This window comes from Variovorax terrae, assembly GCF_022809125.1.
In the GTDB taxonomy this organism is placed as follows: Bacteria; Pseudomonadota; Gammaproteobacteria; order Burkholderiales; family Burkholderiaceae_C; genus Variovorax_A; species Variovorax_A terrae.
The window spans coordinates 2551097-2574276 of the sequence record NZ_JALGBI010000001.1; the positions used below are offsets into that span (position 1 = coordinate 2551097).

22 protein-coding genes and 2 riboswitches are annotated in these 23180 nt (G+C 69.5%); of the genes, 15 read left to right on the forward strand and 7 right to left on the reverse strand.

The features are described 5' to 3' along the window. Nucleotides 1-15: 15 nt before the first annotated feature. From MMF98_RS12010 to MMF98_RS12025, 4 genes are read right to left on the reverse strand one after another with little or no spacing between them, the layout of a single operon-like run. Entirely contained in the window at nucleotides 16-435 is a 420-nt protein-coding gene (locus MMF98_RS12010) for an acyl-CoA thioesterase (protein WP_243306504.1), read from the reverse strand. Further along, the gene (locus MMF98_RS12015; RefSeq protein WP_243306505.1) at nucleotides 432-1325 is read right to left on the reverse strand and encodes a DMT family transporter; all 894 of its coding nucleotides are present in this window, start codon (nucleotides 1323-1325) and stop codon (nucleotides 432-434) included. Before MMF98_RS12015 ends, MMF98_RS12010 begins: the two co-directional genes overlap by 4 nt. Before the next feature lie 7 nt (nucleotides 1326-1332). Continuing rightward, nucleotides 1333-1986, reverse strand: coding sequence for a LysE family translocator (locus MMF98_RS12020; protein WP_243306506.1), 654 nt, complete (start codon nucleotides 1984-1986; stop codon nucleotides 1333-1335). 23 nt (nucleotides 1987-2009) lie between these two features. Further along, complete coding sequence (locus tag MMF98_RS12025) at nucleotides 2010-2792, reverse strand: SDR family oxidoreductase (RefSeq protein ID WP_243306507.1); 783 nt, start codon at nucleotides 2790-2792, stop codon at nucleotides 2010-2012. A gap of 128 nt (nucleotides 2793-2920) precedes the next feature. On the opposite strand from MMF98_RS12025, the gene MMF98_RS12030 reads away from it, so the two are divergent. The 15 genes from MMF98_RS12030 (at nucleotide 2921) to MMF98_RS12100 (ending at nucleotide 20746) form a co-directional block, all read left to right on the forward strand. Continuing rightward, on the forward strand, nucleotides 2921-4618 hold the full coding sequence (locus tag MMF98_RS12030) for an electron transfer flavoprotein-ubiquinone oxidoreductase (RefSeq protein WP_243306508.1): 1698 nt from the start codon (nucleotides 2921-2923) through the stop codon (nucleotides 4616-4618). A gap of 101 nt (nucleotides 4619-4719) precedes the next feature. Continuing rightward, nucleotides 4720-6033: a TAXI family TRAP transporter solute-binding subunit gene (locus tag MMF98_RS12035; protein ID WP_243306509.1), complete on the forward strand. Its 1314-nt coding sequence runs from the start codon at nucleotides 4720-4722 to the stop codon at nucleotides 6031-6033. After that, nucleotides 6034-7341 carry an ABC transporter substrate-binding protein gene (locus tag MMF98_RS12040; protein ID WP_243306510.1) on the forward strand — a complete coding sequence of 436 codons (1308 nt, stop codon included), beginning with the start codon at nucleotides 6034-6036 and terminating at the stop codon, nucleotides 7339-7341. Nucleotides 7342-7400: 59 nt separating this feature from the next. Beyond that, complete coding sequence (locus tag MMF98_RS12045; protein WP_243306511.1) at nucleotides 7401-8750, forward strand: TAXI family TRAP transporter solute-binding subunit; 1350 nt, start codon at nucleotides 7401-7403, stop codon at nucleotides 8748-8750. A gap of 114 nt (nucleotides 8751-8864) precedes the next feature. Continuing rightward, nucleotides 8865-9836, forward strand: coding sequence for a TRAP transporter substrate-binding protein (locus MMF98_RS12050; RefSeq protein WP_243306512.1), 972 nt, complete (start codon nucleotides 8865-8867; stop codon nucleotides 9834-9836). Nucleotides 9837-9909: 73 nt separating this feature from the next. After that, nucleotides 9910-10404: a TRAP transporter small permease gene (locus tag MMF98_RS12055; protein ID WP_243306513.1), complete on the forward strand. Its 495-nt coding sequence runs from the start codon at nucleotides 9910-9912 to the stop codon at nucleotides 10402-10404. A 19-nt stretch (nucleotides 10405-10423) separates the two neighbouring features. Continuing rightward, on the forward strand, nucleotides 10424-11701 hold the full coding sequence (locus MMF98_RS12060; protein WP_243306514.1) for a TRAP transporter large permease: 1278 nt from the start codon (nucleotides 10424-10426) through the stop codon (nucleotides 11699-11701). A gap of 79 nt (nucleotides 11702-11780) precedes the next feature. Next, the gene (locus tag MMF98_RS12065; protein WP_243306515.1) at nucleotides 11781-12338 is read left to right on the forward strand and encodes a hypothetical protein; all 558 of its coding nucleotides are present in this window, start codon (nucleotides 11781-11783) and stop codon (nucleotides 12336-12338) included. Nucleotides 12339-12358: 20 nt separating this feature from the next. Further along, a riboswitch (glycine riboswitch) is annotated at nucleotides 12359-12448 on the forward strand. Between the two features lie 6 nt (nucleotides 12449-12454). Then, nucleotides 12455-12578: riboswitch (glycine riboswitch) on the forward strand. A gap of 44 nt (nucleotides 12579-12622) precedes the next feature. After that, complete coding sequence (gene gcvT / locus MMF98_RS12070) at nucleotides 12623-13756, forward strand: glycine cleavage system aminomethyltransferase GcvT (RefSeq protein WP_243306516.1); 1134 nt, start codon at nucleotides 12623-12625, stop codon at nucleotides 13754-13756. Nucleotides 13757-13796: 40 nt separating this feature from the next. Then, nucleotides 13797-14171: a glycine cleavage system protein GcvH gene (gcvH, locus tag MMF98_RS12075; protein WP_243306517.1), complete on the forward strand. Its 375-nt coding sequence runs from the start codon at nucleotides 13797-13799 to the stop codon at nucleotides 14169-14171. 16 nt (nucleotides 14172-14187) lie between these two features. Next, complete coding sequence (gene gcvP / locus MMF98_RS12080; protein WP_243306518.1) at nucleotides 14188-17079, forward strand: aminomethyl-transferring glycine dehydrogenase; 2892 nt, start codon at nucleotides 14188-14190, stop codon at nucleotides 17077-17079. Nucleotides 17080-17149: 70 nt separating this feature from the next. Then, a complete protein-coding gene (locus tag MMF98_RS12085) occupies nucleotides 17150-17554 on the forward strand; it encodes an FKBP-type peptidyl-prolyl cis-trans isomerase (RefSeq protein ID WP_243306519.1) in 405 nt (134 codons plus the stop codon). 12 nt (nucleotides 17555-17566) lie between these two features. Beyond that, on the forward strand, nucleotides 17567-18568 hold the full coding sequence (locus MMF98_RS12090; protein WP_243306520.1) for a MerR family transcriptional regulator: 1002 nt from the start codon (nucleotides 17567-17569) through the stop codon (nucleotides 18566-18568). A gap of 83 nt (nucleotides 18569-18651) precedes the next feature. Continuing rightward, nucleotides 18652-19959, forward strand: a complete 1308-nt coding sequence (locus tag MMF98_RS12095; RefSeq protein ID WP_243306521.1) for an MFS transporter — start codon at nucleotides 18652-18654, stop codon at nucleotides 19957-19959. A gap of 31 nt (nucleotides 19960-19990) precedes the next feature. Next, nucleotides 19991-20746 (forward strand): sulfite exporter TauE/SafE family protein, encoded by a 756-nt coding sequence (locus MMF98_RS12100; protein ID WP_243306522.1) that lies wholly within the window; start codon nucleotides 19991-19993, stop codon nucleotides 20744-20746. Nucleotides 20747-20838: 92 nt separating this feature from the next. Here MMF98_RS12100 and MMF98_RS12105 read toward each other — a convergent pair whose 3' ends face one another. The 3 genes from MMF98_RS12105 to MMF98_RS12115 are packed head-to-tail and all read right to left on the reverse strand — an operon-like array spanning nucleotide 20839 to nucleotide 23090. Continuing rightward, nucleotides 20839-21510: an alpha/beta hydrolase gene (locus MMF98_RS12105; RefSeq protein WP_243306523.1), complete on the reverse strand. Its 672-nt coding sequence runs from the start codon at nucleotides 21508-21510 to the stop codon at nucleotides 20839-20841. 38 nt (nucleotides 21511-21548) lie between these two features. After that, on the reverse strand, nucleotides 21549-22424 hold the full coding sequence (locus tag MMF98_RS12110; RefSeq protein WP_243306524.1) for an alpha/beta fold hydrolase: 876 nt from the start codon (nucleotides 22422-22424) through the stop codon (nucleotides 21549-21551). A gap of 9 nt (nucleotides 22425-22433) precedes the next feature. Next, a complete protein-coding gene (locus tag MMF98_RS12115; RefSeq protein WP_243306525.1) occupies nucleotides 22434-23090 on the reverse strand; it encodes a DsbA family oxidoreductase in 657 nt (218 codons plus the stop codon). Between the last annotated feature and the right edge of the window lie 90 nt (nucleotides 23091-23180).

Sequence of the window (23180 nt, forward strand, 5' to 3'; positions counted from 1 at the left end):
GTCTCTGGGCCGCCGCTACAGCAGCTGCGCGCGCACCCAGTCGGGCAGCGGCGCCGATTTCTGCGCCGGAAAATTCACCCAGATGGTGGTGGCGCCGCCCGCCGCGCAGATCACGCCGGGGGCGTCCGCGCGCTCCATGGTGCCCCAGCTCTCGAAGGTGCTGCGCGCCGGGTCGCTCACGTACATCTTCATCAGCACATCGCCCGGGTATTCGAGCTGCTTGTAGAAGTTGCAGAAGGCGTTGACGATCACCGGCCCCTCGCCTTTCGGATCGGGCTGGCAGCCGATGCTGCGCATCCATTCGATGCGGATGGTCTCGAGGTAGCGGAAATAGGTGGTGTTGTTGACGTGGCCCATCGCGTCCATGTCGCCCCAGCGGATGGGAATGCTCATGGTGTGGACCAGCTTCTTCTTCTCGGGGAGTTCGATCTTCATCGGTGTGCCTTGATGGATGCCAGGATGCCCAGCGTGAACAGCCCGCAGGCCAGCCATTGCGCCCAGGTCGGCCAGCGCCCGTCCCAGGCAAACGAGTAGAGCAGCGCGAACAGCGTCTCGCTCACGATCAGCTGGCCGCACAGGCTGGCCGACAGCCGCTGGCTGGCCAGGTTCCAGAGGATCGTGGCCAGCCAGCTCGAACCGAATCCGGTTGCTATCGAAAGAATAGCAAACAACGACCCGTCCGCCTGGACCTCCAGCGTTTTCAGGCCGGAACCCGCGGCCAGCCAGAGCACCACGGCGCCCAGTCCCGTGGCCACGCCCAGCCAGTTGGCCCAGTCGGTGGCGTTGACCTCCGGATGGCGCTTGAGCCAGGCCGCGTTGCCGATCGCAAAAACCGTCCAGCACACCAGCGAGGCCGCGGCCAGCAGCAGGCCGCGCGCGTAGTGCGGGGGCAGGCCCTCGCCCGCCACGCCGTGCGGCGCGCTCATCATCAGGCCCAGGCCGGCCAGCGTGAGCAGCAGGCCGGGCGCCAGCGCGCCCCAGCGCAGGTGCCCGGGCTTGCCCAGCAGCATGACCCAGATCGGGATGGTGCCGATGATCAGCGTCGGCACCTCGGTGCCGGCATCGCGGATCGCCAGCACCAGCAGCAGGTAGTAGCCCGTGAAGCCCAGCACGCTGAAGCCGAGCGCCGCCCCGGCCTGGCGCAGGGTGGGCCGGCGCCGCGTGCGCAGGCCCAGCAGCATCATCGCCGCCGCGATCGCGCCGTAGGCCACGAAGCGGCCCGCCGCGAAATCCACCGGCGCATAGCCCGGCACCATGCGCGGCGCCACGAACACGAGGCCCCAGAGCGCGCCCGCCGCGAGGCCCGCGAGAATGCCGGCCGTCATCCGCGGCTCAGACCTGCGAGGCCGTCAGCACCAGGCGCCCGCCCAGCAGCCCCATCACGCCGGCCGCGGTGCGGTCCACCGCCATCTTGCTGCGCAGGTAGGCCGCGCGCGGCGCGGCCGACGACAGCACCAGCGCCACCACGACGTACCAGCCCGTCTCCATCAGCAGCACGCCCAGCGCCACCAGCAGGCTGGCTGCCAGCGGGAAATGCGCGGGCAGCAGCGCGGCGAACACGCTGCCGTACACCACGGCGCACTTGGGGTTGCTGAGCTGCGTGACCAGCCCGAGCCGGAACGACTGCCACAGCGAACGCCGGGCCGGCACAGCAGCGGCCTCGCCGGCCAGCGCCAGCGGCTGCTTCGCGCCGCGCCAGATCGACCAGGCCATCCACAGCAGGTACAGCCCGCCGAGCAGCTTGAGCGCGGTGTACAGCGGCGGCACCGCCGCCAGCACCGCGTGCAGGCCCGCCAGCGCCAGCACGGCGAACACCACCGCGCCAAGGCCGAGGCCGACGGCCACCGCGAGGCCGTCGGCGCGCGAGCGCGCCACGGCGATGCGCGCCACCTGCACGAAGCTCGGCCCCGGGCTCAGCACGCCGGCCAACAGGGCCAGCAGGATCATGCCGACGGAGGCGAGGTAGGGAGGGAAATGGAAGTCCATGCTCAGGTCCTTGCGAATGGCGTTCAGACCGCGAATCCGTCGTCGGCGGCGATCACCGCGCCGTTCACGAAGTGGCTCTGGCTGCTGGCCAGCATCACCAGGATCGCGTCCAGGTCCTGCGGCTGGCCGACGCGCTTGCGCGGCAGCATGTTGACCAGCTTCTGGCCCTGCTCGGTCTGCCAGTGGTGGTGGTTGATCTCGGTGTCGATGTAGCCCGGGCAGATCGCGTTGACGTTGATGCCGAAGCGGCCCCACTCGAGCGCCATGGCCCGGGTCATCTGCACCACGGCGGCCTTGCTCATGCAGTACACGCCGATCTGCGGCAGCACCTTCAGGCCCGCCATCGAGGCGATGTTGATGATGCGCCCGCCGGTGTAGGTGCCCGGCGCCGCGCCGCGGGCGCGCGCCAGCATGCGCTTGCCCACTTCCTGCGCCACGAAGAAGGCGCCCCGCACGTTGGTACCGAAGATGAAGTCGTAGTCTTCCTCGCCCACGTCCTGCAGGCGCTGGGTGGTGCTCACGCCCGAGTTGTTGACCAGGATGTCGATCGAGCCGACCTCGGTCTCGGCACGCGCCACGGCCGCGCGGATGCTGGCGATGTCGGTCACGTCGAGCTGCACCACATGCGCATCGCCGCCCTCGGCCTCGATCTGCGCGCGCAGCTCCTTGAGCTTGTCGGTGCGGCGGCTGGCCAGCACCACGGCGGCACCGGCGCGCGACAGGGTCCTGGCGAACTGCGCCCCGAGCCCGCTCGATGCGCCGGTGATGAAGGCCACACGGCCCGAGAGATCGATGCTGTAAGCCATTTAGGGAGTCCTCTTCAGATGAATGAAATGACCATCCGCCGGCCGGTGGCCGCCGCATAAAATGCTGTCAGTTCAGCGGCGCGCCACGCGCCTTCCGGTTTCCAATCCATTATCAGCGAGACACCCCAATGACCAACGATGAAATCCTGGCCCAGTTCGGCCCCCGCGAAGCCATGGAATACGACGTGGTGGTGGTCGGGGGCGGCCCCGGCGGGCTGGCCACGGCGATCCGGCTCAAGCAACTGGCGGCCGACAAGGGCACGGACCTGTCGGTGGTGGTGCTCGAAAAAGGCTCCGAGCCCGGCGCCCACATCCTCTCGGGCGCCATCATGGACCCGCGCGCGCTGACCGAGCTGTTCCCCGACTGGAAGGCGCGCGGCGCGCCGCTGAACCAGCCGGTCACCGACGACGCCATGATTTTCCTGGGCGAGTCGGCCAGCCTGCGCACCCCCAACTTCCTGCTGCCCGAGTGCTTCCAGAACCACGGCAACTACATCGTCAGCCTGGGCAACGTGACGCGCTGGCTGGCCCAGCAGGCCGAGGCTCTGGGCGTCGAGATCTTCCCGGGCTTCGCCGCGGCCGAAGTGCTGTACAAGGACGACGGCTCGATCAAGGGCGTGGCCACCGGCAACATGGGCGTGGGCAAGGACGGCGAGCCCACGGCCGACTTCCAGCTCGGCATGGAGCTGCATGCCAAGTACACCATCTTCGCCGAGGGCGCGCGCGGCAACCTGGGCAAGCAGTTGATCGCCCGCTTCAAGCTCGACGCCGGCCGCGACCCGCAGGCCTACGGCCTGGGCGTGAAGGAAGTGTGGGAGATCGACCCGAAGCGCCACCAACCCGGCTTCGTCATGCACACCGCCGGCTGGCCGATGGACAACAGCACCTACGGCGGCGCCTTCCTGTACCACATGGAAGACAACAAGGTGACGCTGGGCTTCATCACCGGCCTGGACTACGCCAACCCCTACCTGAGCCCGTTCGAGGAATTCCAGCGCTGGAAGACGCACCCCAACATCCGCTGGTACCTCGAGGGCGATGAAGCCCAGGGCATCAAGCCGGGCAAGCGCCTGGGCTACGGCGCGCGCGCCATCACGGCCGGCGGCCTGCTGTCGCTGCCCAAGACCGTGTTCCCCGGCGGCGCGCTGGTGGGCTGCGATGCCGGCTACCTCAACGTGAGCCGCATCAAGGGCAGCCACGCCGCCATCAAGACCGGCATGCTGGCCGCCGAGGCCGCGTATGCCGCCGTCACCGCCGGCCGCCAGCACGACGAGCTGACGGCCTACCCCGAGGCCTTCGAGAACAGCTGGCTGCACACCGAGCTGCACAAGTCGCGCAACTTCAAGACCTGGTTCAAGAAGGGCCTGGTGGTGGCCACGCTGATGAACGGCGTCGAGCAGTTCGCGCTGCGCGGCCATGTGCCCTGGACGCTGCGCCGCGACAAGCCCGACCACCTGAGCCTCAAGCCCGCGGCCGAGTGCAAGCCCATCGCCTACCCCAAGCCCGACGGCAAGCTCACCTTCGACCGCCTCTCCAGCGTGTTCATCAGCAACACCAACCACGCAGAGAACCAGCCGGCGCACCTGACGCTGAAGGACGCGAGCGTGCCGGTGGGCATCAACCTGGCGAAGTACGCGGGCCCCGAGTCGCGCTACTGCCCGGCCGGCGTCTACGAATTCGTCAAGAACGCCGACAACAGCGACCGCCTGCAGATCAACGCGCAGAACTGCGTGCACTGCAAGACCTGCGACATCAAGGACCCGACGCAGAACATCGTCTGGGTCACGCCCGAAGGCGGCGGCGGGCCCAACTACTCGGGCATGTAGGCCTGCGCGGCGGGGGGTCCGCCGCGTTTCGTCACATCTTGTAACAATCACGCGCTTGCGCTATAAACGGCGCACTCAACCCGACGTCAGGGAGTGTCGTCATGGCAGCCGCCCGGCTCTATCAGCGCAAGTGGGTTCTCATCAAGCTGCCGATTGCCCTGCTGGCGCTGGCAACGATGGCGTGGCTCTGGCTGGAATGGCTGCCGATGCCGCCCAGCCAGCTGCGCGTGTCGGCCGGCCGCGCCGACGGCGTCTACTACGCCTATGCCCAGCAGTACGCGCAGAAGTTCGCCGAGCACGGCGTCACGCTGGAGGTGCTCGAATCGGACGGCGCGCTGCAGAACCTGCAGCGCCTGCACGGCGAGCAGGCCGAGCTGGCCTTCATGCAGGGCGGCGTCGGCTATCTCGGCAGTGCCGGCAACATCCGGGGCAGCGGGCGCGTGCAGACGCTGGCCAACATCGACATCGAGCCGCTGTGGATCTTCTCGCGCCTGCGCGACATCGAATCCCTGCAGCAGCTGCAGGGCCTGAAGGTGTCGCTGGGCCCGGCCGGCAGCGGCACCCGGCTGCTGGCGCTGAAGCTGCTCGAGCAGGTCCGGCTCGGCCCCAAAGACCTGACGGTGACCGACACCGCCGGCATGGCCGCGGTGCAGGCCCTGCAGCAGGGCACGCTGGACGCGGCCGTGATGGTGCTGGCGCCTGAATCCGCCGTCATCAACGCCCTGCTGATCGCGCCCGGCCTCCAGTTGGTCCAGCTGCGGCGCACGGCCGCCCTCACCGAGCGCCTGCCCTACCTCGAGCCCCACCTGCTGGCGCAGGGCACGCTGGACCCGACCGGCCGGCACCCGCCGCAGGACGCCACGCTGCTGACCGTGGTGGCCAGCCTCGTCGCGCGCGACGACCTGCACCCCGCGCTCAAGCGGCTGGCCACCCAGATCGCCAGCGAAATCCATGCGCGCAGCGGGCTGTTCTACCGCCCCGGCGAGTTCCCCTCGCTCAAGCGGCTCGATTTCCCCGCTTCGGCCGAGGCGCGCCACACGCTGGTCCACGGCCTGCCGTGGCTGGAGGCGCACCTGCCGTTCTGGTGGGCCCAGGTCACCACGCGGCTGCTGGTCATCTGCCTGCCGGTGCTGCTGCTGGCCCTGTGGCTGGCGCACCTGATCCCGGCCTACCTGCGCTGGCTGGTGGAAAGCCGCGTGACCCGCTGGTACGGCGAGCTCAAGTACATCGAGCTGGACCTCTCGCGCGACAGCTTGTCGGGCCTGGACCTGACCAAGTACCTCGGCCGGCTCAACAGCATCGAGCGGCGCATGGCGGCCTTCGTGACGCCGGCCTACCTGATGCCGCGCTGGTTCATGCTGCGCCAGCACATCGACTTCGTGCGGCTGCGGCTGTACCGCCGGCGAGGGCGCTAAATGACGAAAGTGGTATTGCTGTATCGCCGCCGCTGGGGCCTGTTCTACCTGCCCGTGGTGGCGCTGGCCGTGGCCGCCATGGCCTGGGCCGCCACCTACTGGATGCCGCTGCCGCCGCGCAGCCTGGCCTTTGCCGCCGGCGTGCCGCAGGGCGGCTACATGCAGCTGGCCGAACGCTACCGCGAGGAGCTGCGCCGGCGCGGCATCGCGGTCGACATCCTGGGCAGCGCCGCGGGCGCGCTCGGGCCGATGCAGCGCCTGGCCGATCCGGCCGATCCATCCCAGGCCGGCTTCGCCTACGGCCTGCTGTCGCAGCAGGGGAACCCGCAGCTCCAGGCGCTGGCCATCATCGGGCGCCAGCCCGTCTGGATCTTCACGCGGCACCCAGCGCTCACCTCCCTCACCCAGCTGCGCGGCCTGCGCATCGCCGCCGGGGCCGAGAACGGCCCGGCGCGCCATGTGGCGCAACTACTGCTCGCGCAGGCCCAGCTCGACGTGGACGAGGTGCAATGGGTGGCGCGCCAGGGCCTGGACGCAGCCAACGACCTGCTGGACGGCAAGATCGATGCGCTGGTGGCGATCGGCAGCGGCGACTCGCCCACCGCGCGCCTGCTCACGCACTCCCCCGGCATCCAGATGCTCGGCGTGGAGCGCGCCACCACCGTGGCCGCGCGCGAGCCGCGCCTGCGCCCGTTCGTGCTGCCGCAGGGCACGATCGAGCTGCGCGGCGACGTGCCGTCGCGCGACCTCACGATGCTCTACACCGGCACCCACCTGCTGGTACGCACCGGCATGCATCCGGCCCTGCAGCGCGCCCTGCTCGACGCCGCCACCGACATCCACTCGCCGGCCTCGTTCCTGCAGCGCCAGTCCGAATTCCCCGACATGCGCGGCACCGATTTCCCGCTCTCGCCCGAGGCCCAGCACTACGCGCTGGGCGACCGCCCCTGGCTCGAATCGGCCCTGCCCTACTGGTGGGCACAGCTGGCCGCGCTGGTGCTGTACGCGCTGCTGCCGATCCTGCTGCTGGCGATGGTGGCGCTGGTCTGGATCCCGCAGCTGTTCAGCCTGCACGTCAACGCCGTGCTGTCGCACTACTACGGCGAGCTCAAGTTCCTGGAGAACGACATCGAGCATGTGGTCACCGAGACCCCGCTGGCGCTGAAGAACCTGCTGGCCAAGCTCGACGCGATCGAGCAGCAGGTGGCCGCGCTGGACCTGCCCGACCGTTACGCCGACCGCTGGTACACCCTGCGCGAGCATCTCGCGGCGGCGCGCGAGCGGCTGCTCACGCTGCGCGCGCGCTGACGCGCCGCGCCTCGCGTTGTGCCCGTGCGCACGCGCTGAACAGGCCCTAAACTCGGCGCATGATCATCCCGGCGCTCACGTCCAGGCAGCAGGCGGTCTTCTGGGTCGCGGTGGCGGCGTTCATCGCCGTGTCGACCTGGGCCGTGTTCCGCTTCGTCAGCCCGCTGCCGCCGCGCACCCTGGTCATGACCACGGGCGCGCCCGACGGCGCCTACCACGCGTTCGCGCTCCGCTACCAGCAACTGCTCAAGGCCAACGGCGTCACGCTGGAGCTGCACCCGTCCAGCGGCGCGGTCGAGAACCTGCAGCGGCTGAACGCCGGCACGGCCTCGGTCGGCCTGGTGCAGGGCGGCCTCGGCTTCCTGACGCTGGAGCCGCAGTCCGACGACGCCGTCGACACACCGCTGCGCTCGCTCGCCACGGTGTTCTACGAGCCGGTCTGGATCTTCTCGCACACCCTGGACCTGTCGCGCGGACTGGGCGCGCTGGAAGGCAAGAAGATCGCCACCGGCGTGTCCGGCAGCGGTAACCACCGGCTGGCGCTGGATCTGCTCAAGGTCTACGGTGTCGTCGATGCGCAGGACCGGCCCACGCCCGGCACCACGCTGGTGGGCGAAGGCGGCGTGGCGGCCGCGCGCCTGCTGCAAGCCCATGCGGTCGACGCGCTGATCCTGGTGTCGGCGCCGCAGGCCGCCGCGGTGCAGCTGCTGCTCAACGACAGCGCCATCCAGCTCGCCTCGCTGCGGCACACCCAGGGCCTGGCGCGGCGCTTCCCGTACTTCCAGCCGGTCAGCCTCAAGCGCGGCTCGGTCGATCCGCGGCGCGACCTGCCCCCGCACGACATCGCGCTGCTGGCCACCACGGCCAACCTCGTGATCAGCCAGGACCTGCATCCGGCCCTGGCCTACCTGCTGCTCGACGCGGCCAACCAGACGCACCACCAGCCCAGCCTGCTGAGCCGCCCGGGCGACTTCCCGAGCCCGCAGGCTACCGACTTCCCGCTGGCCGCGGAGGCCGAGCCGTATTTCAAGAACGGCCGGCCCTTCCTGCAGCGCTACCTGCCGTTCTGGGCCGCCAACCTGGTGCAGCGCCTGGTGCTGCTGCTGGTGCCGCTGGTGGCCGTGCTGGTGCCGCTGTTCAGGATCCTGCCGCCGCTCCTGACCTGGAAGGAAAAGAACAAGCTGTTCCGCCGCTACGGCGAACTCAAGTTCCTGGAGAAGGACCTGGCCTCGCGCACCCTGAGCGATGCGGAGCGGCAGGCCGCGCGGGAGCAGCTCAACCACATCGAGCACGAGGTCAGCATCGCCAAGTTCCCGCTCGATTTCTCCGACCGGGTCTACACCCTGCGCCAGCACGTGGACTACGTGCGCGCCCAGCTCGACCAGCAGACGCCCCCGCCCGCGGCCTGAGCGTCGCCACGGCGACCGCGCGTCGGTGGAAATCCCGACACCGGCAGGCCGCCGGTTCGGGCATAGTTGCTATGCATACACATTGACAGATCCACCACAGGAGCAGGAGATACCATGAAAGTAAGCCGATTGTTTGCAGGTCTGGTGCTGGGCTTCGGCCTGACGGCCGCCGCGATGGCGCAGACCACCATGAAGATCAACATCTCGGTGGCGCAGAACTCGCACCAGGGCGTGGCCATCGACACCTTCGCCAAGGAGGTCGAGAAGCGCACCAACGGCCGCTACAAGATCCAGACCTTCTACAACGGTTCCATCGGCGGCGAGCGCGAATCGATCGAGGCGGTGCAGCTCGGCACGCAGGAGCTCACCTTCACCTCCAGCGGCCCGATCCCGAACTTCGTGCCCGAGACCCGCATCCTCGACGTGCCCTTCCTGTTCCGCGACAAGGCCCATGCGCGCGCCGTGCTCGATGGCCCGATCGGCCAGGACCTGCTGACCAAGTTCGACAGCAAGGGCATGAAGGCGCTGGCCTGGGCCGAGAACGGCTTTCGCCACATGACCAACAGCAAGCGCGCCGTCAACAGCCCCGACGACCTCAAGGGCCTGAAGATGCGCACCATGGAGAACCCGGTGCACGTGGCCGCCTACAAGGGCTTCGGCATCATCACCACGCCTATGGCCTTCCCCGAGGTGTTCACCGCGCTGCAGCAGGGCACGGTGGACGGCCAGGAGAACCCGCTGCCGGTCATCATGTCGGCCAAGTTCGACCAGGTGCAGAAGTACCTCACCCTCACCGGCCATGTCTACTCGCCCTGCATCTTCCTGATGAACAAGGGCATGTACGACAAGCTGTCCGACGCCGACAAGAAGGCCTTCCTCGAGTCGGCCAAGGTCGCCGCCGCCGCCAACCGCGCGCGCGTGGACGAGGACGACGCCAAGGGCGTGGCCGAGCTGCGCGCCAAGGGCATGCAGGTGGTGGAGACCGTGGACAAGGCCAAATTCGTGAGCACGCTCACGCCGGTCTACGCCGATTTCGAGAAGCAGTTCGGCAAGGCCAACCTCGACACCATCCGCAACTACAAGTAGAACGCTCCTTTTTTCATAGCAAACAATGCCCGGAGGTCCAGGACCTTCGGGCATTTTCATCAGAAAAAGCCCCATGAAAGCAGCTTTTCTCCGGTTCGAGCGCTTCGCCTCCGAACTCGCCATGGCCGGCGCCTGCCTGATGCTGGCCGTGGCCTCGACGCTGGGCCTGTACCAGATCATCACGCGCTTCGTGATCGAGAAACCGGCCGAGTGGACCGAGGTGCTGATCCGCTTCAGCCTGATCTGGATGGTGTTCCTGGGCATTCCCGCGGCGTTCCGCGCCGGCGCCATGGTCAGCGTGGACGTGCTGTACCGCTGGAGCCCGCCGGCCTTCAAGCGCGTGCTCGACTGGGTGGTGTGCCTGGCCGCGCTGCTGCTGGTGGCCGTGATCCTCTGGTGGGGCTGGGACTACGCGCAGCGCGGCAAGGTCCAGACCATGAGCGGCCTGGAGTCGCTGTCGATGTTCTGGGCCTACCTGGCGATGCCGGTCGGCGCCCTGTTCTCGGTGTTCGGCATCGTCGGCAACCTGCTCGACCCGCAGCGGCTCGAACTCGAAACCGCGCAATAAAAGAAAGACAAGAATCGCCATGTCCACCGTGATGATTTCCACCATGGTGCTGTGCTTTGCACTCACCATCTCCGTTGCCGTCTCGATCGGCCTGGCCTCGGTGCTCGGCATCCAGGTCGCCAACGCCAACATGCTCATCTCCGTCAAGGAGATGTTCGGCTCGATCAACAAGTTTCCGCTCGCGGCCATCCCGTTCTTCATCCTGGCCGGCAACCTCATGGAGACCGGCGGCATCTCGCGCCGCCTGGTCGAGTTCGCCAAGAGCATCGTGGGCGGCGTGCAGGGCGGCCTGCCGATGACCTGCGTGCTCACCTGCATGATCTTCGCCGCCGTCTCGGGCTCCTCGGTAGCCACCACCTTCGCCATCGGCGCGATCCTGATCCCGGCCCTGATCAAGCACGGCTACCCCACCACCTACGCGGCGGCGCTGCAGGCCACCAGCGCCGAGCTGGGCGTGATCATCCCGCCCTCGATCCCGATGATCCTGTACGGCGTCTCGGCCGAGGTCTCGATCGGCGAGCTGTTCATCGCCGGCTTCGGCCCGGGCCTGCTGATCGGCGGCGCGCTGATGCTGTTCGTCTGGCTCTACTGCAAGTACAAGGGCTGGGGCAAGAACGACGGCGTCGGCCGCATGTCCCTGGGCCGCGCCACCTGGCAGGCCGGCTGGGCGCTGATGATGCCGGTCATCATCCTCGGCGGCATCTACGGCGGCGTGTTCACGCCGACCGAGGCCTCCGCCGTGGCCGTGTTCTACGCCCTGATCGTGGGCATGGTGATCTACCGCGAAATCAGCGTGAAGGACCTCTACGCCATCCTGCGCAAGTCGGTGATGTCGTCGGCGGTCATCATGTTCATCATCGCCAACGCCGGGCTGTTCGCCTTCCTGCTCACGCGCGCCGGCGTGCCCGAGGCCATCGGCCACTGGCTCGAGCAGGTGCTGCAGTCGCCCGCCATGTTCCTGCTGGGCGTGAACGCGGCGCTGTTCGTGATCGGCATGTTCATCGAGACCAGCGCCGCCATCATCGTGCTGGCGCCCATCCTTGCCCCGGTGGCGCTGCACTTCGGGGTGGACCCGGTGCATTTCGGGCTGATCATGGTGGTCAACCTCGCCCTGGGCATGATCACGCCGCCGTTCGGCGTGAACCTGTTCGCCGCCTGCACCGTGGCGCGCATCTCGCTGGACCGCATCGTGACGCAGCTGCTGCCCTTCGTGCTGGTGGTGCTGGCCTGCCTGATGGTGATCACCTACGTGCCCGGGCTGTCGCTGGGCCTGCGCGACCTGGTGTACTCGCGCTAGAACCTGTCCACGCCCTGCCGGCTTCATCAAGCTGTCACCTTTTCCATCGATGCTGTGGCTTTGACCTCCACGGCATCGCATGTTCCTGCTGAAGACCGACAAGGCGCGCGCTGAGCTTCGCCCGGGCAACCGGACGCTGGGCCAGCGCGAGCGCACGCTCCTGCTGCTGGCCGACGGCCAGAAGTCGGCGCAGGACTTCCGCGGGCTGTTCGACGGCGAAGGCGAGGAGATCGCGCTGCGCCTGCTGCGCGAGGGCTACCTGCAAGGCGGTGCCGCTGCCGCGCGGGCGCCGGCACCGGCGCCCGTGGCGCCCCCGACCGCGGCGCAGCGCGAGGCTTTCCCGAGCCCCGAGACCACGCAGGCCATCCGGGTGGCGGCCGATTCATTCGAGGGCAAGCGCTCGCTGGCGACCACGCGCATGTTCCTGTTCGACATCTGCGAGCGCATGTTCGCCCGGCGCGACCCGGCGCTGGCCGAGCAGTTCCGCGAGGCGCTGCGCGCCGCCAAGGACCGCGACAGCATGCTCGCGGCCGGCCGCAGCATGCTGGTGGAGATCGAGAAGGCCGCGGGCCACGAGCGCGCCGACTCGATCAGCGAGCGCATCGCCATGCTGCTGCCGCCCGAATACGCGAGCTGAGGCCGCGCCCATCCGTTACACTGGCGGGGTCAGGAGAGAGCCCTTTTCCAAGGGCCGCCGAAGGCGCAGGATCCATCCGAACGCTCAGGCAAAAGGACTGGCAAACGTCCGCAAGGACGTCCCCCCCTGGAGAGAGGCCGCTGCGCGCAGCGGCCCACCGAAGGAGCAAGCCGCAGTCTGCCCATGTCGTCCATGGCGGGCCCGGTGAATCTCTCAGGTAAAGCGGACAGCGGGGCAAGCCCATGGCCCTGGGGCCATGGAACCTGTTTGCCCTGGAGAACACCTTGTCCGCCGCCACCGCCCCCCTGCTCAAGACCCCGCTGCACGGCCTGCACCTCGAACTGGGCGCCCGCATGGTGCCGTTCGCCGGCTACAGCATGCCGGTGCAGTACCCGGCCGGCCTGATGGCCGAGCACCACCACACGCGCAGCGCCGCCGGCCTGTTCGACGTCTCGCACATGGGCCAGCTGCGCCTCGTGGGGCCGGACGCCGCCGCCGCCTTTGAAACCCTGATGCCAGTGGACGTGATCGACCTGCCCGTGGGCAAGCAGCGCTACGGCCTGCTGCTCAACGGCGAAGGCGGCATCATCGACGACCTGATGTTCGTGAACCGGGGCAGCGACCTGTTCGTGATCGTCAACGGCGCCTGCAAAGCAGGCGACATCGCGCACATCCAGGCGCGCATCGGCGCGCGCTGCGAGGTCATTCCCATGCCCGAGCGCGCCCTGCTCGCGCTGCAGGGGCCGCAGGCCGCGCAGGCGCTGTCGCGGCTGCTCACCCACATCGAGAAACTCGTGTTCATGACCGGCGGCCACTTCACCTGGGAAGGCGCCGACCTGTTCATCACCCGCAGCGGCTACACCGGCGAGGACGGCTTCGAGATCTCGGTGCCCGACTCCCACGCCGAGGGCCTGGCCCGCACGCTGCTGGCCCAGCCCGAGGTCCAGCCCGTCGGCCTGGGCGCGCGCAATTCGCTGCGCCTGGAGGCCGGGCTGTGCCTGTACGGCAACGACATCGACACGGGCACCACGCCGGTCGAGGCCGGCCTGACCTGGGCCCTGCAGAAAGTGCGCCGCGCCGGCGGCGCGCGCGAGGGCGGCTATCCGGGCGCGGCCAAAGTGATGGCGCAATTGCAGGACGCGGCAGGGGCCTTGACGCGAAAGCGCGTCGGACTCGTGGCGCTGGAGCGGATTCCGGTGCGCGAGCACACCGAGCTGCAGGATGCGGCCGGCCGGCGCGTCGGTGAAGTCACCAGCGGCCTGCTCGGGCCCAGCATCGACCGGCCCGTGGCCATGGGCTACGTGGACGCCGCCCAGGCCGCCCCCGGCACCCGGCTGAACGCCCTGGTGCGCGGCAAGCCGGTGCCGATGGAAGTCAGCCCCATGCCCTTCGTTCCCAACCGATACTACAGGGGCTGATTGCACAGCCCTTTTTCAACCTTTTTCCGGAGAACCGACCATGACCGTCAAGTACACCCAGGATCACGAGTGGATCCAGCTCGAAGACCATGAAGCCGCCGTCGTCGGCATCACGCTGCATGCGCAGGACGCGCTGGGCGACGTGGTGTTCGTCGACCTGCCCGAAGTCGGCAAGACCTTCAGCCAGGGCGAAGTCGCCGGCGTGGTCGAGTCGGTCAAGGCCGCGGCCGACATATTCATGCCCGTGGCCGGCGAGGTCACCGAAGTCAACGAGGCCCTGCGCGCCGACCCGGCGCTGGCCAACAGCGACCCGATGGGCAACGGCTGGTTCTTCAAGATCCTGATCAAGGACATGGCCCAGTTCGACCAGCTGATGGACGAACCCGATTACGAGAAATTCACCAAAGAAGCCTGACCCAGCCGAGCCGCCCATGCTGATGCAATCCGCCCCGCCGCTTCGCGAACTCGAAGACCCCGAAGAGTTCATCGCCCGCCACATCGGCATCGACGCCGACGACGAACACCGCATGCTGCCGGTGATCGGCTCGGCCTCGCGCCGCGAACTGATCGAGGGCATCGTGCCGCCGTCGATCCGGCGGGCGCAGCCCATGCAGCTGCCCGCGGCCGTGACCGAGGCGGCGGCGCTGGACGAGCTGCGCGCGATCGCATCGAAGAACCAGGTGTTCAAGAGCTTCATCGGCCAGGGCTACTACGGCACCCACACGCCGGGCGTGATCCTGCGCAACGTGCTGGAGAACCCGGCCTGGTACACCGCCTACACGCCCTACCAGGCCGAGATCAGCCAGGGCCGCATGGAGGCGCTGGTCAACTTCCAGACCATGGTCTGCGACCTGACCGGCATGGCCGTCGCCAACGCTTCCATGCTCGACGAGGCCACGGCCGCCGCCGAGGCCATGACGCTGGCCAGGCGCAGCGTCAAGAGCAAGAGCAACATCTTCATCGTGGCCGGCGACTGCCATCCGCAGACCATCGAGGTGATCCAGACCCGGGCCCGGCCGCTCGGGCTGCAGGTCAAGGTCAGCACCGCGGCCGCCACCGTGCCGCAGCTGATGGCCGAGGGCGACTACTTCGGCGTGCTGGTGCAGTACCCGGCCACCACCGGCGCCATCCATGACCTGCGCCCGCTGGCGGGCCAGGCCCACGCGGTGGGCGCGGCGCTGTGCGTGGCGGCCGACCTGCTGGCGCTGACCCTGCTGCTGCCGCCCGGCGAGTGGGATGCCGACATCGTCTGCGGCACCACCCAGCGCTTCGGCATGCCCATGGGCAACGGCGGCCCGCACGCAGCCTACCTGGCCTGCCGCGACGAGTTCAAGCGCTCGCTGCCGGGCCGGCTGGTCGGCGTGAGCGTGGACGCGCACGGCAACCCGGCCTACCGCCTCGCGCTGCAGACGCGCGAGCAGCACATCCGCCGCGAGAAAGCCACCTCCAACATCTGCACGGCGCAGGTGCTGCCGGCCGTGGTGACCAGCATGTACGCGGTCTACCACGGCCCGCAGGGCCTGCTGCGCATCGCGCGGCGCGTGGCCTGCTACACCGCGGTCTTCGTGCGCGGGCTGCAGGCCCTGGGCTACGAAATCACCAACGGCGGCGCCTTCGACTCGGCCACCATCCGCACCGGCGACGCCACCCCCGCCATCGCCGCCCGGGCTCGCCAGGCCGGCGTCAACCTGCGCCACCGGCTGAACAACCACCTGGGCGTGTCGTTCGACGAGACCAGCACGCGCGAGGACATCGAGCAGCTCTGGTCATTCTTCGCCCGGCCCGGCCAGGCGCTGCCGCGCGTGGCCGATTTCGAGCGCGGCATCGAGCCGCTGATTCCCACCGAGCTGCGCCGCACCAGCGCCTTCCTCACGCACCCGGTGTTCAACACGCACCACAGCGAGACCGGCATGCTGCGCTACATCCGCGCGCTGTCCGACAAGGATCTCGCGCTGGACCGCAGCATGATCCCGCTGGGCAGCTGCACCATGAAGCTCAACGCCACCAGCGAGATGATCCCCATCACCTGGCCGGAGTTCGCCAACATCCACCCGTTCGCGCCCGCCGAGCAGTTGCAGGGCTACGCCCAGCTCGATGCCCAGCTGCGCGACTGGCTGTGCCAGGCCACCGGCTACGCCGGCATCAGCCTGCAGCCCAATGCCGGCTCGCAGGGCGAGTACGCGGGCCTGCTCGCGATCAAGGCCTTCCATGAGGCGCAGGGCCAGGGCCACCGCAACATCTGCCTGATCCCCTCCTCCGCGCACGGCACCAACCCGGCCAGCGCCCAGATGGTGGGCATGCAGGTGGTGGTGACGGCCTGCGACGCCAGCGGCAACGTGGACCTGGGCGACCTCGCCGCCAAGTGCGCGCAGCACGGCGACAGATTGGCCTGCGTGATGATCACCTACCCGAGCACGCACGGCGTGTTCGAAACCCAGGTCAAGGAACTCTGCGCGCTGGTGCACCAGCATGGCGGACGCGTCTACGTGGACGGCGCCAACATGAACGCGCTGGTGGGCGTGGCCGCGCCCGGCGAGTTCGGCGGCGACGTGAGCCACCTGAACCTGCACAAGACCTTCTGCATCCCGCACGGCGGCGGCGGCCCCGGCGTCGGCCCGGTGTGCGTGGTGGAAGACCTCGTGCCCTACCTGCCCGGCCACGCCACGGCGGGCCTGCATTCGGCGGTGGGAGCCGTCTCGGCCGCGCCGCTGGGCAACGCCGCGGTGCTGCCGATCAGCTGGATGTACTGCCGCATGATGGGCGCCGCCGGCCTGCAGCAGGCCACCGAGGTGGCGATCCTTTCCGCCAACTACGTCAGCGCGCGCCTGAAGGACCACTACCCTACGCTGTACGCCAGCGCCAACGGCCATGTGGCGCACGAGTGCATCCTCGACCTGCGCCCGCTCAAGGAAACCAGCGGCGTGACGGCCGAGGACGTGGCCAAGCGCCTGATCGACTACGGCTTCCATGCGCCGACGCTGAGCTTCCCGGTGGCCGGCACGCTGATGGTGGAGCCGACCGAGAGCGAGACGCTCGACGAGCTCGACCGCTTCATCGACGCCATGATCGCGATCCGCCAGGAAATCCGCCGCATCGAGGGCGGCGAGTGGCCGCAGGACGACAACCCGCTGAAGAACGCGCCGCACACCGCCGTGAGCCTGCTCAAGGGCGAGTGGCCCCACGCCTATGGCCGCGACACCGGCGCCGCCGTGCTGAGCCAGACCCGGCACGCCAAGTACTGGCCGCCGGTGGGCCGCGTGGACAACGTGTACGGCGACCGCAACCTGTTCTGCAGCTGCGTGCCGATCGGCGACGACGACTGAGCGGAAAAGGGGCGCGGCGGCGGGTAACATCGCCGCTTCCCATTCACCCCTCTTTCCCGAAGGATCGATCTTGCGAACCCTGTTGTGCATCTTGCTCGCCGGCCTCGCGGCCGCGCCCGCCGTCCTGGCGCAAAACGCGCCCGTCACCACCAAGAGCGGCCTGATCTACCAATCGCTCAAGGAAGGCAGCGGCGCCGCGCCCGCCGCCACCGACACGGTCAAGGTGCACTACCGCGGCAGCTTCCCCGACGGCCGCGAATTCGACAGCTCCTACAAGCGCGGCGAGCCCACCGAGTTCCCGCTCAACCGCGTGATCCCCTGCTGGACCGAAGGCGTGCAACTGATGAAGCCGGGCGGCAAGGCCAAGCTGACTTGCCCGCCGGCCATCGCCTACGGCGAGCGCGGCGCCGGCGGCGTGATTCCGCCCAATGCGACGCTGAACTTCGAGATCGAGCTGATCTCGGTGAAGCGCTAGGCCGCACACCCCATGCTGCTCAAGGTCGGTGAGCTGGCAAGGCGCACCGGCCTCACGGTGCGCACCCTGCACCACTACGACGAGATCGGCCTGCTCAAGCCCTCGGGGCGCTCCGGCGCCGGCTACCGCCTGTACAGCCGCGAGGATGTGCAGCGCCTGCACGGCATCCAGGCGCTGCGGCACCTGGGGCTGCCGCTGCATGACATCGCGCAGCTGCTGGCGGGTGAAGGCGCCCAGCCCGACCGCATCATCGCGCAGCAGATTCACGCGCTGGACCAGCAGATCGTGCAGGCCACCGAGCTGCGCGGCCGCCTGGCCCTGATGCGCGATGGCCTGGTGGCCGGCGCCGAGCCCGACATGGGCAACTGGCTGGAAACGCTGGGGCTGATGGCCACCTTCGGGAAGTACTTCAGCGCCGCCGAGCTCAAACAGGTGTTCGAGAACTGGAAACGCATCGAGGCGGAGTGGGTGCCGCTGATGGCGCAGGTGCGCGAGGCCATGGACCAGGGCCTGGCACCGCAAACGCCGCAGGTGCAGCGGCTGGCCTACCGCTGGATGTCGCTGGTGCTGCACTGGATGGACGGCGATCTCGAGCTGCTCCACCGCTGGGGCCACATGTACCGCCAGGAGCCCTCGGCGCATGGCCGCCACCATGGCCCGCCCGGCGACATGTTCGAGTTCGTGGAAACCGCCATCAAGCTGCGCATGGCCCTGCTGGAAAAATACGTGACACCGGCGCAGCTGCGCCGCCTGGCCCATGTCTCCATCGCGCAGTGGGAGGCGCTGGAGAACCGCGTGACCGGTCTGCTGCACGACGGCGTGCCGCCCGGCAGCCCGCCGGGCCAGGCAGCGGTGCAGCAGTGGAGCGACTTGATGGACCAGTTGACGCGCCACGACCCGGTTCTGCGCAGCAAGCTGCTGGCGGCCTCCGCCAACGAGCCTTTGCTGCGGGCCGGCTCGCCCTTGAGCGCCGCCGTGCGCGACTACCTCCAGCAGGGCTTGCCCGCCGCCTGAGTTTTCCTGAAGAATCCGCTTGACCCTCACGCAACGTGAGGGCCTACAGTCGGCCCCCGGTACAGAACCCAAGGATCGACGGCATGAACACACCCCACCCCGGCGCCGCACGGCGCAGCCAGCGCGCCGCGCTGTTTCGCGACACCAATTTCCGCTGGATGACCGCCGGCGGCGCGCTGTCCATGCTGGGCGACCAGTTCACGCTGATCGCCCTGCCCTGGCTGGTGCTGCGCATGACCGGCGACACGCTGGTGCTGGGCACGGTGCTGGCCCTCATCAGCCTGCCGCGCGCCGCGTTCATCCTGGTCGGCGGCGCCCTGGTGGACCAGCATTCGCCCAAGCAGGTGCTGATGCTCACCAAGCATGTCAACACCGTGCTGCTCGGCGTGCTGGCCGCGCTGGTGCTCACCGGCAGCCTCGCGCTGTGGATGGTCTATGCGCTGGCGCTGGGCATCGGCCTGGCCACGGCCTTCAGCATTCCTGCGGGCACGGCGCTGATGCCCAGCGTGGTGGCCCCCGCGCAGCTGCAGGCGGCCAACGGCGTGCAGCTGGGCCTGCGCCAGCTCTCGATGTTCCTCGGCCCCCTGCTGGCAGGCCTCCTGATCGCGCTGTTCGGCGACGGCGCCTCGGCAACGGCGAATGCCACCGGCATCGGCCTGGCGTTCGCCTTCGACGCGGTCAGCTTCGCGCTGTCGGCCTGGACCCTGGCGCAGGTGCGCCCGCACGCAGCGGCGGCCCGCGCCGCGCCCGGGGCGCCGCAGCCGGTGCTGGCGGCCGTGGCGCAGGGGCTCGCGCACTTCTGGCGCGACCGCGAACTGCGCACCTGCTTTGTCTACTGGGCGGCGGTCGCGCTGTTCATCATGGGGCCGATCCACATCGCGATTCCCGTGCTGGCCAACGCCCGGCCGCAGCTCGGCGCCGCCGCCTTCGGCCTGATGCTCGGCGCCCACGGCGCGGGCACGCTCGCGGGCATGGTGGTCTCGGGCATCGCGCCCCGGCTGCGCCTGGGCAGCCTGGGCACGACCATCCTCGCCTTCGATGCCGTCATCGGCCTGCTGTTCATCCCCATGGGCCAGATCACCGCCGTGTGGCAGGGCGCGGCGCTGATGCTGGCCATCGGCCTGCTGGGCGGCTTCATGCAGGTGTCGGTGTTCACCTGGATCCAGCAGCGCGTGCCGCCGGCGCTGATCGGCCGCGCCATGAGCCTGTTCATGTTCATCTTCATGGGCCTGGCGCCCTTGTCGGCCGCGGTCACCGGCTGGCTGATGAAGGCCGTCACGCTGGGCCAGCTGTTCGCCGCCAGCGGAGGCACGCTGGTGGCGCTGGCGGCCCTGGCCCTGCTGTTCTCGCCGATGCGGCGGGTGACGGATGCGAGAATGGCCCCCCAGTAAAGAGCTGCCAGAGTCAAGGAGTCGCGCCGGCATGGATTTCGTCGTTGGAATGATCGTCCTGGGTGCGGCCGTGGCCGGCTTCGTCCAGGGCCTGTCGGGTTTTGCCTTCGGCCTGGTGGCCATGTCGTTCTGGGCCTGGGTGCTGGAGCCGCGGCTGGCGGCGGCGCTGGTGGTCTTCGGCTCGCTCACCGGGCAGCTGCTGGCCGTGCTGTCGGTGCGCCGCGGCTTCAGCCTCAAGCTGCTGCTGCCCTTCGTCGCCGGCGGGCTGGTGGGCATCCCGCTGGGCGTGCTGCTGCTGCCTCGGCTCGATGTCACCCTGTTCAAGCTGTTCCTCGGCCTGGTGCTGGTGATCTGGTGCCCGCTGATGCTGATGGCGCGCGAACTGCCGCGCGTCACGCGCGGCGGGCGCCTGGCCGATGGCGTGGCCGGCGCGATCGGCGGCGTGATGGGCGGGCTCGGCGGCTTCACCGGCGTCGCGCCCACGCTGTGGTGCACGCTGCGCGGCTTCGACAAGGACGTGCAGCGCAGCGTGATCCAGAACTTCAACCTCTCGATGCTGCTCGTGACCTTCGGCGTCTACCTGGCCACCGGCCTGATCACACGCGACACGCTGCCCCTGTTCGCCGTCGTGGCCCCGGCCATGCTGGTGCCCACGCTGCTGGGCACGCGGCTGTACATCGGCATCAGCGAGGCAGCCTTCCGCAAGATCGTGCTGGGCCTGCTGACGGCCTCAGGCATCGCGCTGCTGGGTTCGGCGCTGCCCGCGCTGGCGGCGCGTTGGGCCTGACGCTCATTTTTTGATAGCACCCGATGACCGCTGCACGCGGACATCGGGCCGATTTCGCCTCAAAATCCGCCGGCCGCGGCCTCAACAGACCTTCAGCCCGCCGCCGGCAGCTGCTCCAGCCAGGCCATGGCCTGCTGCAGCTCCTCGGGGCGGATCTCGTGGGCGCCGGGAAACTCGGCATAGTGCAGCGCGATGGGCAGGCGCTGCGCGTAGTCGCGGATCGCCTGCGCGCTGGCCAGCGGAATCACGTTGTCCTGCAGGCCGTGGCTGACCCACAGCTGCCGGCCCTGCAGCGCCTCGGGCGCCGCCGCGGCCTGCACCGCCTGGGGCAGCAGGCGCCCGTGCAGCACCATCGCCGCGTGCAGGCTCCTGGGCCGCGTGAGCAGCAGCGACAGCGACATGATGCCGCCCTGGCTGAAGCCGCCCACCACCACCCGCTCCGGCGGGATGCCGAGCTGCTGCGCGGCGGCCTCCACCGTCTGCGCCACGAGCTGGCGGCTGGCGGCTTCCTGCGCCTCGTTGATGACGCGCTCGCCGTTGGGCCGCAGGCCGAACTCGAACCAGGCGTGGGCCGCATAGCCCAGGGTGTGCGGCGCGCGCAGGCTCAGCACGTGAAAATGCGGCGGCACATAGGGAGCGAGGCCGAACAGGTCCTGCTCGTTGCTGCCGACGCCGTGCATCAGCACCAGCAGCCAGGGCCTGTCGCCCTCGGCCGGGCGCTCCAGAAATGTGAGCGGCAAATCGAGCCTGGATGCGGACTTCATGGCATGTCTCCTCTTGAATTGAGCCGGGGCGCCGTGGCTCAGCCGCCCGGCGCCGCCAGCAGGCGCAGCAGCAGCGCATTGAACGCCGCCGCGGCCTCGAACTGCACCCAGTGCCCGGCGCCGTCGATCAGCGTGAGCTCGCGCACGCAGGGCTTGGAACGCAGCACCTGCGCCAGCGCGTCCAGACGCTCGCGGTACAGCGCGTCCTCGCGCCCGTAGATCGCGTGCACGGGGCAGGCCACCTGGTCCAGGGCACGGGCCAGCACGTCGGTGTGGGCCAGCCGCCGGCCCGGCATGCGGTCGCGCACGACGTTGGCCGCATGCAGCCGCAGCGCCAGCTCGGTGATCGACGCGGGCTGATGCAGCATCAGCGCGGCCAGGTTCTGGCGGTGCACCGCATCGCGCGCCGTAGGGTCCTGCAGGTGCCGCCAGCCCGACAGCGGCACGGTGCCGCGCGGCACCACGCCCAGGCCCGGCGCGCCCACGATCACGAGGCGCCGCGCGCGGGCCGAAAAACGCTCGGCCCACAGGCCGGCCACCATGCCGCCAAAGGAAAAGCCCACGAGGTCGCAGGCCGCGTCGCCCAGCAGTTGCTGCAGGCCGGCCTGCAGCGGCTCGACCAGCGCATCGGCGTCGCGCCCCGCGGCGGGCGGCGCCGAATCGCCGAAGCCCGGCAGGTCGGCCGCCAGCACGCGCCGCCCGGCGGTGGCCAGCGGCTCGATGTTGCGCAGCCAGTGCGTCCAGCTGCCGCTGCCGCCGTGCAGCAGCACCACGGGCGGGTGACGCCCATCGCCCTCGCCCCAGGCGTGCCAGACCAGGCTGCCGGCGCCGCAAGGGGTTTCGAGGCGTTCGGCCGACTGCGCCAGGCGCTGGATCTCCACCGGCAGCACCGGCGTCTCTTCAAGGGCTCGCATCGGCAGCGCTCAGGCCGGCGCGGCCTCGGCGGCGATCTGGCGCAGGGCCTGCTCGAACACCTCGGCCGGCTGGCCGCCCGAGATCAGGTGGCGCTGGTTGATGATGACGGCCGGCACGGAATGGATGCCGGCGTTCAGGTAGAACTGCTCGCGCTCGCGCGTGGCCTCGGCGTATTCGTCGCTGGCCAGGATGGCCTGGGCGCGCGCCGTGTCCAGCCCCGCCTCGCCGGCCAGGCGCAGCAGCACCTCGTGCGACTCGGGGCTTTCGCCGTCGGTGAAATAGGCCTTGAACAGCAGCTTCTTGAGCTCGGTCTGCCAGCCTTCGAGCTCGGCCCAGTGCAGCAGGCGGTGCGCGTCGAAGGTGTTGTAGATGCGGCCGCGCGCGGCCATGTCGAAGGTGAAGCCCACGGCCTCGCCGCGCAGGCGGATGGCTTCGCGGTTGCGCTCGGCCTGCTCGGGCGTGGCGCCGTATTTTTCACTGAGGTGCTCGGTGATGTCCTGGCCGCCGGGCGGCATCTGGGGGTTGAGTTCGAACGGCTGGAAATGCAGCTCGGCCGTCACGTCGGGCGTCAGCCGGCGCAGCGCCTGTTCAAGCGAGTTCAGGCCGATGGCGCACCAGGGGCAGGAGACATCGGAGACGAAATCGATCTTCAGGAGTGTCGTCATGGTACCGCTTTCAGACAGAGAGATGGTTCATGCAGATGAGGGAATGCTAGGGATTTTCAAGAAACCCTGCTGCCCGGGCGGGGGCCGCCC

Bases quoted from the DNA above. Each gene is read 5' to 3' on its own strand.
- gcvH (WP_243306517.1), top strand. From the start codon at position 13,797: ATGACCGTCAAGTACACCCAGGATCACGAGTGGATCCAGCTCGAAGAC.
- MMF98_RS12050 (WP_243306512.1), top strand. From the start codon at position 8,865: ATGAAAGTAAGCCGATTGTTTGCAGGTCTGGTGCTGGGCTTCGGCCTG.
- MMF98_RS12040 (WP_243306510.1), top strand. From the start codon at position 6,034: ATGACGAAAGTGGTATTGCTGTATCGCCGCCGCTGGGGCCTGTTCTAC.
- MMF98_RS12090 (WP_243306520.1), top strand. From the start codon at position 17,567: ATGCTGCTCAAGGTCGGTGAGCTGGCAAGGCGCACCGGCCTCACGGTG.
- MMF98_RS12025 (WP_243306507.1), bottom strand. From the start codon at position 2,792: ATGGCTTACAGCATCGATCTCTCGGGCCGTGTGGCCTTCATCACCGGC.
- MMF98_RS12110 (WP_243306524.1), bottom strand. From the start codon at position 22,424: ATGCGAGCCCTTGAAGAGACGCCGGTGCTGCCGGTGGAGATCCAGCGC.
- MMF98_RS12020 (WP_243306506.1), bottom strand. From the start codon at position 1,986: ATGGACTTCCATTTCCCTCCCTACCTCGCCTCCGTCGGCATGATCCTG.
- MMF98_RS12045 (WP_243306511.1), top strand. From the start codon at position 7,401: ATGATCATCCCGGCGCTCACGTCCAGGCAGCAGGCGGTCTTCTGGGTC.
- MMF98_RS12065 (WP_243306515.1), top strand. From the start codon at position 11,781: ATGTTCCTGCTGAAGACCGACAAGGCGCGCGCTGAGCTTCGCCCGGGC.
- MMF98_RS12060 (WP_243306514.1), top strand. From the start codon at position 10,424: ATGTCCACCGTGATGATTTCCACCATGGTGCTGTGCTTTGCACTCACC.
- MMF98_RS12030 (WP_243306508.1), top strand. From the start codon at position 2,921: ATGACCAACGATGAAATCCTGGCCCAGTTCGGCCCCCGCGAAGCCATG.
- MMF98_RS12035 (WP_243306509.1), top strand. From the start codon at position 4,720: ATGGCAGCCGCCCGGCTCTATCAGCGCAAGTGGGTTCTCATCAAGCTG.
- MMF98_RS12100 (WP_243306522.1), top strand. From the start codon at position 19,991: ATGGATTTCGTCGTTGGAATGATCGTCCTGGGTGCGGCCGTGGCCGGC.
- gcvP (WP_243306518.1), top strand. From the start codon at position 14,188: ATGCTGATGCAATCCGCCCCGCCGCTTCGCGAACTCGAAGACCCCGAA.
- MMF98_RS12105 (WP_243306523.1), bottom strand. From the start codon at position 21,510: ATGAAGTCCGCATCCAGGCTCGATTTGCCGCTCACATTTCTGGAGCGC.
- MMF98_RS12095 (WP_243306521.1), top strand. From the start codon at position 18,652: ATGAACACACCCCACCCCGGCGCCGCACGGCGCAGCCAGCGCGCCGCG.
- MMF98_RS12115 (WP_243306525.1), bottom strand. From the start codon at position 23,090: ATGACGACACTCCTGAAGATCGATTTCGTCTCCGATGTCTCCTGCCCC.
- MMF98_RS12055 (WP_243306513.1), top strand. From the start codon at position 9,910: ATGAAAGCAGCTTTTCTCCGGTTCGAGCGCTTCGCCTCCGAACTCGCC.
- MMF98_RS12010 (WP_243306504.1), bottom strand. From the start codon at position 435: ATGAAGATCGAACTCCCCGAGAAGAAGAAGCTGGTCCACACCATGAGC.
- MMF98_RS12015 (WP_243306505.1), bottom strand. From the start codon at position 1,325: ATGACGGCCGGCATTCTCGCGGGCCTCGCGGCGGGCGCGCTCTGGGGC.